Genomic DNA, 13,420 nt, shown 5'->3' on the forward strand with positions numbered 1-13,420 from the left:
TGATTTTGTGATCCACTACACGCAGCCGCTTACGCCCAGCAGAAACATCAGCACGTAGACTTTCGATAGTCGCGTTAGCATCAGCAAGTTCCTTTGTATATCTGGCATCGAGTTCAGCTACATCACGTTGACGCTTCTGCATATCAGAGATGATAGATGTGGCTTTATCGCGCTGGTCTTTGTAGGCGATGGCGTTATCACGGTAATGATTAACAGCCCATGACAGGCAGACGATGATGCAGATAACCAGAGCGGAGATAATCGCGGTTAACCGACTCATGACATCAACACCCCAACGGCCAGAAACCACGGCCACGCATCGTTGCCATTAAATGCGAGCAACGCTGCCATGAAAAAGCAAATCATGCTCATTGCTGCCCCCACAAACAGACTTCACGCTCAATCTCACGACGAGTCATCAGCCCTTTCCATTGCTTACCGCCAGCGTATGTCCAGCGACGTAGCTGGTCACATGCGCCTTTGATATCGCCCTGGTTTATTTTGTGAAGAAGCGTCGATGTTCTGAAATTGCCAGCACCCACGTTGTAGACGAACGAGTAAAGAGCGCCGCGCGTTGTTTCCGGTATATCGACTTTGATGTACGGGTTAATTTGTCTGGCGACCGTGGCAAGGTCTTTATTCAGGAGGGCTTTGCATTCTGCTTCGGTATACGTTTTACCGGGAATGATGTCTTTTCCTGTATGCCCGTAACATACAGTCCATACACCAACTATGTCTTTGTAAGGATTATGTCTCACACCTTCCAGACCATCGTCACCACTCGGACCAGTGATGAGCACAGACGCTATGGCAACAGCCCCACCACCAATAGCAGCTGCAACAGCCTTGCGTAATGATGGCGACATTATTCACCTCTCGCAGCCTTACGCTTATCTTCTTTAATCTTGAAATAAAGGTTTGTCAGGTACGTCAGCAGGCCAAATACCAGACTACCCAGCACACCTATTGCCGCCCACTGTGATGGCGTGACTTTATCGAGCAACTGTAAAAACCAGTAGCCAGCACTGCCTGCAGAGGTGCCATAGGCGACACCTGTTGTTAACTTATCCATTGATTTCATATCCTCACCCCGATGTACACGGATGGTGCAATATGTTTGAAAAGATCGGAGTCTACGGGTTAGTTTTTACAGCAAACGTTGTTCTCAACGACGCTCAAAAAACAGAAAATAAAAATAATGTGGTTAAATATTTTAAAAGAAAAACCATCTATTAAATAATAATGCGGGATATATTTTTCTATTTAGTGTAATGTATACGGCCATTTATACAGGAAAAGCCTATGTCAGAACGTAAAGACTCAAAATCACGCCGTAATTATCTCGTAAAATGTTCCTGCCCAAACTGTACCCAAGAATCAGAACACAGTTTTTCTAGAGTACAAAAAGGTGCCCTTTTGATCTGCCCTCATTGCAACAAAGTATTCCAAACAAATCTTAAAGCTGTTGCCTGAGTGTTTTGATTACTTACAAAGAGTTTTTATATTTTAATAATATATTTAAATCAGATAATAAAAAACCCGCCTGCGCGGGTTTGAGATTGTGGTGCTTTTTGTGGTAGTTACCCACTTACGCACTTTGTATTGCTATGCCAGCAGTTAGCTTCTACTGTAAAACTATTCATGCAGCAAACCTGCACTTCACCACAAAATGGGATTCAATACCCACAACTCTATCTGCATCTCTACTCAGGCATCAGCCTTCTTCGTTATCGTATACAGACAAGCTATGAATTTTAATCAGTAATAATGACATTTGCTGCTGCAGGACCTTTAGCACCACTCTCTACAGAGAAGGTAACCTTTTGGCCTTCAAATAAGGTTCGATAATTATCATTCTGAATTGCAGAAAAATGCACAAACACATCTTTACTACCATCAACAGGAGAAATAAAGCCAAAACCTTTATCAGCGTTAAACCATTTTACTAAACCAGTCATTTTATTTGACATTCTACATTCCTTAACTTGAGCCTTTCGGCATAAATGATTTGTATAACAGAAACGACTTCGTACTTAATTGGAGAGACTCAAAGAAGGAATAAGTGAATAACACCTGAAATGAGAACTGCTTTAGTAAACTACTTCGTATATCGTCTGTTCTTCAAACCGACGCAGCCATTAACGCATAGTTGTACACTTGGAAGCAATGTTTATTTTAGACATCCAGCCACCTCCCCATTTAAAACACAAAAACCCGCTCATTAGCGGGTTTTCTACTTTTTCTCAACACCGGACATACAAAGCCCATCGTTGAGAAAATCCTATCCATATTTTTTGAAAAATGCAAGCATCATGTCGATATCTTCGGCGAAAATTATTTATCTTGTCACCTTTCTCAACTGTGCTTCTGCATATGCTTCTTCCTGCCAGCACTTTGTAACCAGTTTATCAATAACATCAGCATACCCCTTGTACCACTGATAATCCGTCAGGTCCGGTACCAGTTTCTGGACATGATGCCGCGCCAGTGTGGTTGGTAAACGGCTAAACCGGTTTCCATTGCAACGCCCACAAATCTTATAAACAGGCGTGCCATGAAGCCGGGTCCTTTTTTCATCCAGGACAATACCTTTACCCTTACACCCTCTGCACGCTGTGCTGACTTCTCCCTTACCATGACAATGCTGACATAGTTCCTTCACCCACTCTTCCTTGATAACGGATTCCCCGCTTCTGGAATGTTTCACCACTTCGCGCAATACATTATGAAATCCCGTACCAGCACAATGCTCACAGCGAGCCTTACTTGCCGCAGACCTGGAATAATCAGCAAAGGCAAAATTCACGAGGTAAGGAATAATCTGTAACCGTGTTTCTGCACTCAATTTATTCAATGTCGGGTTATCCAGTGCCATCGCGTAATTGAGCAGACCTTCAATCGCAAACTGAGGGTCCTGAACACCAACTTTTGCCAGGAATAAGGCAAACCCAAGCGGTGCTTTCGACTGCACCATCCCCTGCGCAGCCATCACATCCGTAATTGATAAACCACCTGAGTCTGTCGCCGGTGCGTCATCGCTCAATTTTGGAGATTTTGGGGAGTAATATTTTGGTAAGGCCTCAAGATTCATTCTCGCTCTCCATTTACACCAGCACGCCAATTGGCAGCAAAAAACAATAAAACGGCATCAACCGATCGTTATCTCTGGCTTCATACAATTGTCTCTGCCAGTGTTTTGGCGTAATTCTTCAGTATCCGGTAATCGGTCAAAACAGAACCGGGAAACGATATAAGCGCAGGCGCCCCCAGCGGTAGCGAAGGAGTTCTGCCATATATGACTCACACATCATTCATCCCCCAGTTCGGTGATGATCAGTTCCAGCTTTCCACCCTTGGTAACGGGCATTTTCACAACGCGATAATCAACGACCTGAGCATCATCCAGCCAGAAACCTGCTTTGGTGAGTGCGTCAAAAGCTGCTTTTTGCAGATTATCCAGGTCACGGCGACGGCGATCCGGCATGTGGCACTCAATACGGATTTTCACTGGCATAGCCAGACCGATATCCAGCATGGAGCCTTTGATGATTCGGGCGACGTTATCGCGGTATACCTGCCCCTCTGCGCTGATGTGCGTGCGCCCGCGATTATGGCGGTAGTAGCGGTTATTGCTCGGCGGCCAGGGTAGTGTGATGTAGTAAGTATTCACGCCTTGATTACCCCCTCTTTCAGCCAGATAACCTGCGTTCTCGCCATATCTTCCAGCGCGCATTCTTTTGCATACTCAGCATCGACAAAATGTGTGCGGCGGTCGATTTCGTCGTGACAGGCAGAACATGCAATGGTGGCAATCAGGTCTGGCGGTTTGATACCGGTACCGCACAATCCAGCCAGCCGGATATGTGCCAGTACAGACGTTTCAGGATTGCCATTACATACGCCAGGGATTCTTACCTGGCATTCCCGACCACGCGCTGCTTTTCTCAAATCAGCCATGATTCCTCCTTGCTGCCAGTCGCAACCATTTTTTATCAACCAGGCTGGCGGTATATCCGAGCAGTGTTGGTATTTCGGATGGTTTCAGCTCAGGCTTACGCTTACGACGATTTGGTACTCTGTAGATGTGTCCGCTCATGACACGAATAAGCGGTGTAGCCATTACGCCTCCTGCTTGTCGCGCAGCAGCTGGAACTCGCAGCTCTGCGGAATAGTCAGGTGGCAGCCAATATTCATCGCCCAGGCTTCAACCTTACACAGGAAGACATACATCTCTCCGGTATCAAGATCGGAGGTATGGCGTAACGACTGGATCGTAGTGATTTCGCCGGTTACGACATCAACCAGGTCCTTGGTTTCATAACCGAGGTATGTGTGTTTGAGTGCATCTTTTACCCATACTGCAGTAGCGAACGTTTTACCCCTGCTGATGAGGTACTCACTGATTTCGCTGTACCACATGTGGCTGAGTGCATTCTGGGAAAGACTGCGTCTCTCGCGCCACGGTTTAAGCACCATGCGAAAGCATTTGCCATCCTCCAGATAAGGCTGGATCTGCTGACCGATAGCGGTGAAGTTGCCGCGATGTAATTTGATGCCGTCTTGTGGGAGGTTCACGCTTCACCTCCGCAGAGGTCAAACGTTGGATGCAAAAAATCGCAGGTGCATTTCTGCATCTGTGAAGGGAGAAGAGAGTTTAGATTGTGTGTGCGCATAAACGTCCCCGTTTAGCGCAGAAGTCACCGGAGGTGTTCAGGCTCCGATGACATGATTATGGCGAGTTGATTATGGAAAATCAATTGAAGATGAAATTCAACAATGCCCCATGGTGCTATGGCGCTCAATTAATTATATAACTTCAGAGAAAACTGATAACCCATTGATGATGACATTAGCTCAGACTAAGAAGACTGACAACGGGGACGAACATGAACAGCAACGCCTGACATAGGTAAATCTCAAAAGCGAATCATATAATCCTTACCCCATCACTCAGAGACATCGCATAATAACATTCATACCACTATATAACCTCCAAATAACAACAACAATTCATTGGTTGCATTAATATCAGCGTGTTCCGTTGTTCAGGAATAAAACTTTTTATTTAACAAACAAAGAGAGTTCAATGATGAGCAAAATTACAGGCGTGTTAGTTGATAGCCATATCTATGATATTAAAAATGATATGGAGAGTGGTTACTGTTTCCCTAACAGTTTGTTCCCAGGAGCAACCTTCAAGATGGTCATTGATAATGACCCTATTAATAATGACAAGGTAAAATGGACCTGTAGCACTAATGCAGACAATAATGTTCTGGCGGTTAGCCAGGATGGCACAGTAACTTTTCCGGGCGTAGATGAAAAGTGCGTTGGGAAGATTTTTGTCATTTTCGCCACTGATAAATCAACAAACAAATCTGCCGGCATCTATGTTTTTATTGTGAAGCGTTTTTTCAAATACAGCATTGAACTTTATAACTCAGTTAAAGATATTTTACCGTGGATTGAAAACATGAACGGGAATTTTCCTGAGGCACGTGACATCTATAGTTACGATTATGATAACTATAGTGGACCGCATATTATCAATCGAGAAGTTAACGCAGGGCTTTACCAGGAATGGGGCACGTTATCTAATAGTGGATGGGACGCAAGTTGTGAGCTTGAGGGTATTTGTAGCATTTACGCTTTTGATAAAGACAATAATACTTATTATTGCCTGCGTGATTATGGAGAAATAGAGTGTATTGATCGTTTTTGCGTCGCTCAGGCAGTTGCATCCTACGGAGAATCCATCGACTGATTGTGTTTTTTTCAACTATCATTTGCATTATTACAGCGTAAAGATTCACTGAAATTATAAAATTTAACTTGCGCAAAACCACCCGTTCAGCGGGTGGTTCTCATTTTTATCCACTATGTATATGAAGCTTAAAAAAAATAAACGGACTTAAGCGCTCCTTTTTATATTGCTACAAACAATTAATTCTCGACACCTAATAACTAAAGCCCCGCCCCCATATACCGCCAATACCCGTTTCATAACAAAATGCTGGTGACATTTCTCACCGGAAACTTTATTGCTACTGCTCAGAACGCAAATGCGGCAATACTCGGCTCCACTTATCATCCTGCCACGGCTGGAATCTTACATGTGCCGTTTCTCTGGCAAGGATTTCGCGCGCCTTATGTAGTATCTGGGGATATTCTTGCTCAATAGAAGTAAAGCGACCGGCTTCGCGATGCTCCGCAACCTGAAGAAGTGGAGTAACATTCTGGCAGGCGGTTAACATCACATCCCCTGCTCGCCATAACCAGGCGAGTGTGCAAAGTTCGTTATCAGTGAATTGTTTTGTGATTGGGGATTGTTGAACTTCTCGATCGAGAATATCCAGAACCCAGCGGCGGAATTCTTTGGCTACAGGAGTGCGGGCGAACATAGCGATCAAATGGGCACCACGGAGGGAGAAAATGCGTATTGTTTTCTGGTAGTTCCCTGAGACACTCAAATTGAGGGTCTCAGTCATATCTGCCCTAAATTCATCGGAATTTCGATCGTAGATCTGAGTTACGGCATCAGATTTTTTATATCCGAGAGCTTGAGCAATCTCAACGGCAGTAAGCCAGATACTGTTGTTGTGTTTAACAGGATGGAATTTTGTTTGATGAAAGACTAGTTGTGTGCTCATGATGATTACCTATAAATCAAGTTAACCACCACCGCTGACGCCAATCAGTTTGGTGGTGAGACATGTAGGGTTGGCGTAACCGGGGTAATCAACCGGCCCGACCGAAGTCGGCCCTACACGCCCCACCATAATTCAGATGTGCGTATGCTTACGACAATAAAAAACACGCTCGCGGCGTGTAGTAGTCGCGATTACCTTATCCGGGACGCCAATCCCGTGTGCCGATTTTGCGGCAACGCACAGAATATAGCGCCAGATATTAGTTATCGTCAACCTCACTGATTTCCTCCCCCCGCCGCATAAACAAATAAAACCCGCTTCATCGCGGCACTCTGGCGACACTCCTTGAAAATCAGATTCGTGCTCACCTTTCCTTCCCGTTCTTCCCTGGTAGCGAACCGGTAATACACCGTTCGCCAGACCTTACCATCAATGACTAAGATTCCTGCCCGCGCCATTTTAGCCGCAGCCTGATTTATGCTGGTTACTGTTGCGCCTGTTACCTCAGCAACGTCCTGCTGCTTTAATGCTGCTGTAAAAACGCACTTCCAGCTTTCTGCATCCAGCCAGCGACCATGCCATTCAACCTGACGAGAGACGTCACCAAGGCAAGCCCAAAGCTTTCGATTCTGGTCTAAGCTGCGGTTGCGTTCCTGAATGGTTACTACGATTGGTTTGGTTGGGTCTGGAAGGATTTGCTGTACTGCGTGAATAGCGTTTTGCTGATGTGCTGGAGATCGAATTTCAAAGGTTAGCTTTTTCATGACTTCCCTCTCCCCCAAATAAAAAGGCCTGCGATTACCAGCAGACCTGTTATTAGCTCAGTGATGTAGATGGTCATACGTCAGCCCCTTGTGCATATCGTCTGCCACGCGCAGCAGGTGCATTTGATGCTGTGCAAATCTGTCTGGCTTCATCCTGGTCACATGCAACAAAGTGTCCGTTACAGAACCGCTGGTAAACCGTACCAAGTGAGCCAAAACGGTTTTTCGTCACGATGATTTCAGCAAATGGCGCGGCGCTACTGTTCTCGTCATATACCGCTTCCCGATAGAGCATGATGATTGAGTCTGCGTCCTGCTCAATGCTTCCTGAATCACGCAAATCTGCGTTTGTCGGGCGTTTGTTTGGTCGCTTCTCAACATCGCGTGAAAGCTGACTTAGGGAGATAACAGGCGTTTTCAGGTCTTTCGCCATCGCCTTAAGGCTTCCTGAGATGTGAGCAATTGCGAGGTCGTTGCGGTCTGCTTTCGGCTTCTCAATCAGGCCAAGATAATCCGCCATGATGAGTGACAGGTTTGGATTTTCCTGTTTGTGTCGTTCTGCGATTGAGCGAATTTCTTCGACAGATAACCGCGAGGCATCGACTACCCATACATCCAAATCTGCAAGCTGACTCATGCCGTTAGCAACGCGCGCCCAGCCTTCGTCATCCATCGATGCAGGATTTCGCAGCACGCTAACCGACATCCTCCCGGCGTTGGCAATGCTTCGCTCTGCAATCTGCAATGCGCTCATTTCCATCGAGAAAATCAATACTCCGCGCCGGACGTCAGAACCAGGAATAACGCGGCTTGCAACGCCTTCGGCAATCTTCAGCGCCAGTTCGGTTTTCCCCATACCAGGACGAGCGGCGATAATCACCAGGTCTTCCGCGTTCATCCCTCCGGTGATGGCGTCAAGTTCTTCGATTCCGGTCTTCAGGGTATCTGACTCTTCTCCGTTCCTCAGACGCCTGTCAAGCGTGTCAGTGTAGTCAGTGATGATTTCCCCTAACCGTACAGGTTTAACCTCGTCACGGGGCTTTCTGATGGCTGAGAGCCGTTTTACAAGTTCATCCATCGCCTGACTCGATGCGTCGATGGTTCCGCTTTGGATTGGTTCACGCATTTCATCCATGATTTCCAGCACCAGACGGCGGTGATAGTTATCCGCGACCATTCCGGCATATCCCTTCAGGTTTGCGGCACTCGGGCAGTTTTTGCTGGTCATCAGGATTGACGTGAAATGCTCCTCTCCGCACGCCTCGGCAACCATCAGCGCGTCGATTAGGTTTCTGTTTCTCGCCTGCTTGCGGATAACCTCGAAGGCTTTCCGGTAGAGCGGAATTGAAAACGCTTCCGGCTCCAGCGTTGCCAGAACGTCGCTGGCGGTTGGTGTTAATCCACCAATCAGCAGGCCACCGATAACGCTCGCTTCGATATCCTGTTTCATGCAATCCCCCTGTCTGCAAACTTCCCTTCCCGTACTCCCGTTAACGAGTCTTCCCTCAGCAGGTAATCAAAATCGGCCGTCCAGCCCGTGTCGTTGTCTCCGAAGTAAAACGGCTTGGCCTGATGCACAAACGCCCTGACATACGCTCTGAAACCGTCCACGTTTGGCGTTTTCAGTTGCGGGATGATTTTCTTCAGGCGACGTTTGCGTTTCTCGTTGACCGCAACAGCGTGTGGCAGTCTGTCACCGACTTCGGTGTTGTAGGCGTTCAGGAAGGATTCGTAGTCGATTCGTTCTGCCTTGCGACGTTCAGGTTTAACCTGCCCATCGCCGCCCCCGTTAGGGGGTAAGGGGGTATTTGTATTTATTGTCTTTTGTATATTGTCTTTTGTGTTTAGCTGACTTGGCTTATACCCATTAGCCGACTTGGCTAATGTTTTATTAGCTGTTTTAGCTAATGTTAAGCTGTCCTGGCTAATCCACTGAGAAACCACCTTGTTCACTCCGATTTTCACGCCATCAGCAATGAGGAATTTACGCTCAATAAGCTGGCGCTTGGCAGCGCAAACATGAGTGTGATGAATACCTGTCATGGCTGCTATCTGCGTGTTTGTGAGTCGATCCATCGGCTTATTGAATCCGTATGTCTTGCGCATGATAGCGAGCATCACCTTCAACTGCCGGACGGTTAAATCAGCCATCAGCAGACTGTCGGTAATCTCGTTAGCAACGCGCATGAAACCATCTTCGGTATCTGCCACGCGATGCTCCACGACCTCCAGTTGAGGCCTGTAATCAGCTAACTTAACGACGCCCATGTTTCACTCCTGCTTTGGCTAGTCTGTAAACACCAACAAGGCGCTCTGCGAACGCCCTGTTATTTGCTGCGGCTACCACTAATCCCTCAGGTGAATCAGGGTGTCGAATCTCTTCTTTTTCCTGGTATTTCTTACGACGTTTTGTCATAATTACTCCTGTGGATTGAGCCAGTCTTTCTACATCAGGCCTCAAAACTGTTGCAGCAGTCTTGAGGCTTTTCTTTTGTCAGCACCATGGCTACTTTCTTTGCCAGCTCTGCTAATTCCTCGTCTTCAACACCCCACTCCAGCACAGCCAGAAGCATGGCCATCTTTGGGATAAAGCTGTCTTTCCATCGCGAAATTTGCGATTCATTAATCCCTAATGCATCAGCAACCTTTCGCTGACCACGTACAGCAATTCGATTTAGGATATTGCTTGTGATTGCATTCGCTTTCTTGCGAGTACTTGTAAGTTGCATATGTAAGTATTTCCTTAACAAATAAGAAGTTATACGCACCAACTGATGCGCGTTGTATTCCCGCATTTCGGCGGGAATGAGGACCATGACTGTTAAAGAGCAATTTGCTTATGCCGCTTTGCGGTAAGCGCTTTCTTGATACTTCAGGGCGCCAGCTGTAACGACTTCCAGTCGATAGGCGTCTTTCTCTGGGATGACTTCCTTCCACTGAGAGACTGCTGCATCGCTAATGCCTAACGCTTTAGCTACCGCACGCTGGGTTCCGAAGTGGTCGATAACATCTTTCTTGTACATAGACTCGCTCCGAAATTAAAGAACACTTAAATTATCTATCAAAGGAATCTTAAGTCAAGTTTATTTAAGATGTCTTAACTATGAATACACAACTGATGGGTGAGCGTATTCGCGCTCGCAGAAAAGAACTCAAGATTAGGCAGGCTGCCCTTGGCAAGATGGTTGGCGTGTCTAATGTTGCTATTTCCCAATGGGAGCGTTCTGAAACTGAGCCCAATGGCGAAAACCTATTGGCCTTAGCCAAGGCTTTGCAGTGCTCCCCTGATTACTTGTTGAAAGGAGAAGATAGTCTTTCAAACATTGCCTATCACAGCAGGCATGATCCAAGAGGTTCGTATCCTCTAATTAGTTGGGTAAGCGCAGGATGTTGGATGGAAGCTGTAGAGCCATATCATAAGCGTGCAATAGATAACTGGTACGATACAACCGTAGATTGTTCAGAAGATTCGTTTTGGCTGGACGTAAAGGGTGATTCGATGACGGCTCCAGCCGGTCTTAGCATCCCGGAAGGGATGATAATACTAGTCGATCCTGAAGTAGAACCTCGTAATGGGAAGCTGGTAGTGGCAAAGCTCGAAGGAGAAAACGAGGCAACTTTCAAGAAGTTAGTTATTGATGCTGGCAGAAGGTTTCTAAAACCACTTAACCCACAATATCCGATGATTGAGATCAACGGGAACTGCAAAATCATCGGTGTAGTTGTCGATGCAAAAATAGCAAACCTTCCATAAGGGGCATTCGCCCCTTTTTTCTTTCCTTTAAAAATCAAAGCAAAACTTAAACTTCGCAATAAAATTTAAGTTTTCTTCAAAAATACCCTTGACCACCAATTAAAGAAATCTTAAATTTAAGTCATCAGCAGGACGCTGGTAGCCAAACGGAACAGATTGGCAGGCTCTTTAACATTGATGGGATTGTCCCGCCGAAATGCGGGAACCAAAGAGTAGTTGGCTTTGGGGTGACGTAAAGTGCAGCCGCGCAACAGCATCAGGGAGTTAACCTCCCTCCCCCAGTTACGTCACCGCTAAAGTCAATCATCGGAGGTCAACATGACAGTAGTCATTACATATCTGGCTGACGATAACGCCAGAAATCGCCGCAGAGCACGCAGACAGGCTCAACGTGAACAGGCAATGAAAGAACAGAGACTGGCGCGAAAGATTGCGCTAAAACTCTCTGGTTGCGTCAGAGCAGACAAAGCAGCATCACTTGGCAGCCTTCTCTGCAAGAAAGTAGATGAAGTCGAGAAAAAAAATAGGAGGGTTTACTACAAGGATTTAAACCCATTAGGAAACAAGATACATGCAGTTCAAAGAATAAGATTGTATAGTAAACCACCGTACGGTGCTTATTGAGTATGCTTATGGTGAAAAAGACTATCTATGTTAACCCTAACTGCGGACAAAACAGGAAAGTATTTGATAGAGGTCTTACACCTCAAGACAGAAGGAGAATAACGAGATGGGAAAAGAGAATGGCATATGCATTAGAAAACGGTGTAACACCTGGATTTAATGCTATAGATGACGGTCCGGAATATAAGATTAATGAAGACCCAATGGACAAAGTTGACAAAGCATTAGCAACACCATTTCCTCGAGATGTAGAAAAAATTGCAGATGAAAAATATGAGGATGTAATGCACAGAGTTGTTAACCACGCTCACCAACGAAATCCAAATAAAAAATGGTCATAGCCCACTTCGGTGGGTTTATTATTGTCCGAACTAACCGAATTTATTACAGCAAGCCACGCAGTGAAATGGGTGTAACTTGTGTTGGTCGCCAGAAAATGAAATTAGGCAGCAAACCACTTATTTAAGGTGAGATATGGAAGAAGAATTTGAAGAGTTCGAAGAGCATCCGCAGGATGTGATGGAGCAATACCAGGACTATCCGTATGACTACGACTATTGATAAAAATCAATGGTGTGGACAATTCAAACGATGCAATGGATGCAAGCTGCAATCGGAATGCATGGTTAAGCCTGAAGAAATGTTTCCTGTAATGGAAGATGGGAAATATGTCGATAAATGGGCAATACGAACGACGGCAATGATTGCCAGAGAACTTGGTAAACAGAATAACAATGCTGCCTGATGGTGGCCTTTATTTTTGGCATAAACAACAGAATAAACACAGCACTGTGTATTCATTCCAACGAGTGAATACACGGAGCAATGTCGCTCGTAACTAAACAGGAGCCGACTTGTTCTGATTATTGGAAATCTTCTTTGCCCTCCAGTGTGAGGGCGATTTTTTATCTATGAGGATATGAATAGATGTCAAACATCAAAAAATACATCATTGATTACGACTGGAAAGCATCAATAGAAATTGAAATCGACCATGACGTAATGACAGAGGAAAAACTTCACCAGATTAATAATTTCTGGTCAGACTCTGAATACCGACTCAATAAACACGGCGCTGTATTAAATGCTGTATTAATCATGCTGGCGCAACATGCTCTGCTTATAGCAATTTCGAAAGACTTAAATGCATATGGTGTTGTTTGTGAGTTCGACTGGGATGATGGAAATGGTCAGGAAGGATGGCCTCCAATGGATGGTAGTGAAGGAATAAGAATTACCGATATCGATACATCAGGAATATTTGATTCAGATGATATGACTATCAAAGCCGCCTGAGCGCGGCTTTACCGCATACCAATAATGCTTCACCAGAGGCATTTTCGTTATGCAATCAAATATAAGGAGTTACCCATGATGCACTTTCAGCTCGCGGGTAGCGGCGTCATGTCCGCTTTCTACCCGCACGAATCTGAATTATCACGCCGAGTTAAACAATTAATCAGAGCAGCAAAGAAACAACTGGAGGCGTTATGCGCAATGAAATAGCCATCAATCACCAGATGCTTCGTGCAGCACAAAACAAAGCAGTAATAGCCCGATTTATTGGTGATTCAAAAATGTGGCTTGAAGCAAATAAAGCGATGAAATGTAGTGGCATAGTAAATTTG

General features: G+C 45.6%; 27 protein-coding genes and 2 pseudogenes. 10 read left to right on the forward strand and 19 right to left on the reverse strand.

Annotated elements, in window-relative coordinates; all coding sequences use genetic code 11:
* The 3 genes from D9734_RS22365 to essD form a co-directional block, all read right to left on the reverse strand.
* Positions 1-280: lysis system i-spanin subunit Rz (locus D9734_RS22365; RefSeq protein ID WP_205712833.1), on the reverse strand; the 280-nt coding region annotated here is incomplete at its 3' end.
* An 88-nt stretch (positions 281-368) separates the two neighbouring features.
* Positions 369-866 (reverse strand): lysozyme, encoded by a 498-nt coding sequence (locus D9734_RS22370; protein WP_130210680.1) that lies wholly within the window; start codon positions 864-866, stop codon positions 369-371.
* On the reverse strand, positions 866-1,081 hold the full coding sequence (gene essD, locus D9734_RS22375) for a phage lysis protein EssD (RefSeq protein ID WP_000839596.1): 216 nt from the start codon (positions 1,079-1,081) through the stop codon (positions 866-868). The genes D9734_RS22370 and essD overlap by 1 nt, the downstream gene beginning before the upstream one ends.
* A gap of 221 nt (positions 1,082-1,302) precedes the next feature.
* On the opposite strand from essD, the gene ynfU reads away from it, so the two are divergent.
* Positions 1,303-1,473, forward strand: coding sequence for a putative zinc-binding protein YnfU (gene ynfU, locus D9734_RS23645; RefSeq protein WP_001405948.1), 171 nt, complete (start codon positions 1,303-1,305; stop codon positions 1,471-1,473).
* Between the two features lie 281 nt (positions 1,474-1,754).
* Here the strand turns inward: ynfU and cspB are convergent, their stop codons facing one another.
* The 8 genes and pseudogenes from cspB to D9734_RS22415 form a co-directional block, all read right to left on the reverse strand.
* Positions 1,755-1,970, reverse strand: a complete 216-nt coding sequence (cspB, locus tag D9734_RS22380; protein ID WP_000066486.1) for a cold shock-like protein CspB — start codon at positions 1,968-1,970, stop codon at positions 1,755-1,757.
* A 368-nt stretch (positions 1,971-2,338) separates the two neighbouring features.
* Positions 2,339-3,091: an antitermination protein gene (locus tag D9734_RS22385; RefSeq protein ID WP_060710349.1), complete on the reverse strand. Its 753-nt coding sequence runs from the start codon at positions 3,089-3,091 to the stop codon at positions 2,339-2,341.
* A gap of 80 nt (positions 3,092-3,171) precedes the next feature.
* A pseudogene (locus D9734_RS22390) lies at positions 3,172-3,311 on the reverse strand (YlcG family protein).
* The gene (gene rusA / locus D9734_RS22395; protein ID WP_130210682.1) at positions 3,308-3,670 is read right to left on the reverse strand and encodes a crossover junction endodeoxyribonuclease RusA; all 363 of its coding nucleotides are present in this window, start codon (positions 3,668-3,670) and stop codon (positions 3,308-3,310) included. The pseudogene D9734_RS22390 and the gene rusA overlap by 4 nt, the downstream one beginning before the upstream one ends.
* Positions 3,667-3,957 carry a DUF1364 domain-containing protein gene (locus D9734_RS22400; protein WP_130210684.1) on the reverse strand — a complete coding sequence of 97 codons (291 nt, stop codon included), beginning with the start codon at positions 3,955-3,957 and terminating at the stop codon, positions 3,667-3,669. The genes rusA and D9734_RS22400 overlap by 4 nt, the downstream gene beginning before the upstream one ends.
* Complete coding sequence (locus D9734_RS22405) at positions 3,950-4,120, reverse strand: NinE family protein (protein WP_021550626.1); 171 nt, start codon at positions 4,118-4,120, stop codon at positions 3,950-3,952. The genes D9734_RS22400 and D9734_RS22405 overlap by 8 nt, the downstream gene beginning before the upstream one ends.
* A complete protein-coding gene (gene ybcN / locus D9734_RS22410; RefSeq protein ID WP_059272308.1) occupies positions 4,120-4,575 on the reverse strand; it encodes a DNA base-flipping protein YbcN in 456 nt (151 codons plus the stop codon). Before ybcN ends, D9734_RS22405 begins: the two co-directional genes overlap by 1 nt.
* Positions 4,572-4,673, reverse strand: coding sequence for a hypothetical protein (locus D9734_RS22415; protein ID WP_130210686.1), 102 nt, complete (start codon positions 4,671-4,673; stop codon positions 4,572-4,574). Before D9734_RS22415 ends, ybcN begins: the two co-directional genes overlap by 4 nt.
* 413 nt (positions 4,674-5,086) lie before the next feature.
* Here D9734_RS22415 and D9734_RS22420 point away from each other — a divergent pair, with 413 nt between their 5' ends.
* Entirely contained in the window at positions 5,087-5,764 is a 678-nt protein-coding gene (locus D9734_RS22420; RefSeq protein WP_130210688.1) for a hypothetical protein, read from the forward strand.
* Positions 5,765-6,044: 280 nt separating this feature from the next.
* Here the strand turns inward: D9734_RS22420 and D9734_RS22425 are convergent, their stop codons facing one another.
* From D9734_RS22425 to D9734_RS22450, 8 genes are all read right to left on the reverse strand, one after another.
* Positions 6,045-6,650 (reverse strand): P22AR C-terminal domain-containing protein, encoded by a 606-nt coding sequence (locus D9734_RS22425; protein WP_130210690.1) that lies wholly within the window; start codon positions 6,648-6,650, stop codon positions 6,045-6,047.
* Positions 6,651-6,671: 21 nt separating this feature from the next.
* Complete coding sequence (locus D9734_RS23650; RefSeq protein ID WP_215629063.1) at positions 6,672-6,779, reverse strand: ash family protein; 108 nt, start codon at positions 6,777-6,779, stop codon at positions 6,672-6,674.
* A 146-nt stretch (positions 6,780-6,925) separates the two neighbouring features.
* On the reverse strand, positions 6,926-7,414 hold the full coding sequence (locus tag D9734_RS23655; RefSeq protein WP_130210692.1) for a recombination protein NinB: 489 nt from the start codon (positions 7,412-7,414) through the stop codon (positions 6,926-6,928).
* Positions 7,415-7,487: 73 nt separating this feature from the next.
* Positions 7,488-8,864: a replicative DNA helicase gene (locus D9734_RS22435; RefSeq protein WP_000806596.1), complete on the reverse strand. Its 1,377-nt coding sequence runs from the start codon at positions 8,862-8,864 to the stop codon at positions 7,488-7,490.
* A complete protein-coding gene (locus D9734_RS22440) occupies positions 8,861-9,682 on the reverse strand; it encodes a replication protein (RefSeq protein WP_001608293.1) in 822 nt (273 codons plus the stop codon). Before D9734_RS22440 ends, D9734_RS22435 begins: the two co-directional genes overlap by 4 nt.
* A complete protein-coding gene (locus tag D9734_RS23310; RefSeq protein WP_000166961.1) occupies positions 9,669-9,830 on the reverse strand; it encodes a hypothetical protein in 162 nt (53 codons plus the stop codon). Before D9734_RS23310 ends, D9734_RS22440 begins: the two co-directional genes overlap by 14 nt.
* Before the next feature lie 34 nt (positions 9,831-9,864).
* Positions 9,865-10,143: a lambda phage CII family protein gene (locus tag D9734_RS22445; protein ID WP_001177649.1), complete on the reverse strand. Its 279-nt coding sequence runs from the start codon at positions 10,141-10,143 to the stop codon at positions 9,865-9,867.
* A 108-nt stretch (positions 10,144-10,251) separates the two neighbouring features.
* Positions 10,252-10,437 carry a Cro/CI family transcriptional regulator gene (locus D9734_RS22450; RefSeq protein ID WP_000276886.1) on the reverse strand — a complete coding sequence of 62 codons (186 nt, stop codon included), beginning with the start codon at positions 10,435-10,437 and terminating at the stop codon, positions 10,252-10,254.
* An 80-nt stretch (positions 10,438-10,517) separates the two neighbouring features.
* On the opposite strand from D9734_RS22450, the gene D9734_RS22455 reads away from it, so the two are divergent.
* The 8 genes and pseudogenes from D9734_RS22455 to kil all read left to right on the forward strand — a co-directional run.
* Entirely contained in the window at positions 10,518-11,168 is a 651-nt protein-coding gene (locus D9734_RS22455) for a LexA family transcriptional regulator (RefSeq protein ID WP_001095981.1), read from the forward strand.
* A 318-nt stretch (positions 11,169-11,486) separates the two neighbouring features.
* Positions 11,487-11,792 carry a hypothetical protein gene (locus tag D9734_RS22460; RefSeq protein WP_130210694.1) on the forward strand — a complete coding sequence of 102 codons (306 nt, stop codon included), beginning with the start codon at positions 11,487-11,489 and terminating at the stop codon, positions 11,790-11,792.
* A 119-nt stretch (positions 11,793-11,911) separates the two neighbouring features.
* On the forward strand, positions 11,912-12,133 hold the full coding sequence (locus D9734_RS22465; protein ID WP_235154224.1) for a hypothetical protein: 222 nt from the start codon (positions 11,912-11,914) through the stop codon (positions 12,131-12,133).
* Positions 12,134-12,159: 26 nt separating this feature from the next.
* Positions 12,160-12,258 (forward strand): annotated as a pseudogene (locus D9734_RS23660) (regulator); the annotation flags it as partial.
* 78 nt (positions 12,259-12,336) lie between these two features.
* The gene (locus tag D9734_RS22475) at positions 12,337-12,537 is read left to right on the forward strand and encodes an antirestriction Ral family protein (protein WP_130210698.1); all 201 of its coding nucleotides are present in this window, start codon (positions 12,337-12,339) and stop codon (positions 12,535-12,537) included.
* 182 nt (positions 12,538-12,719) lie between these two features.
* A complete protein-coding gene (locus D9734_RS22480; protein ID WP_000065355.1) occupies positions 12,720-13,088 on the forward strand; it encodes a DUF2528 family protein in 369 nt (122 codons plus the stop codon).
* Between the two features lie 75 nt (positions 13,089-13,163).
* Positions 13,164-13,298, forward strand: a complete 135-nt coding sequence (locus D9734_RS22485) for a hypothetical protein (protein WP_000972063.1) — start codon at positions 13,164-13,166, stop codon at positions 13,296-13,298.
* Positions 13,283-13,420: host cell division inhibitory peptide Kil (kil, locus tag D9734_RS22490; RefSeq protein WP_130210700.1), on the forward strand; the 138-nt coding region annotated here is incomplete at its 3' end. The genes D9734_RS22485 and kil, both read left to right, overlap by 16 nt.

This window comes from Escherichia sp. E14S1 (assembly GCF_004211995.1).
In the GTDB taxonomy this organism is placed as follows: domain Bacteria; phylum Pseudomonadota; class Gammaproteobacteria; order Enterobacterales; family Enterobacteriaceae; genus Escherichia.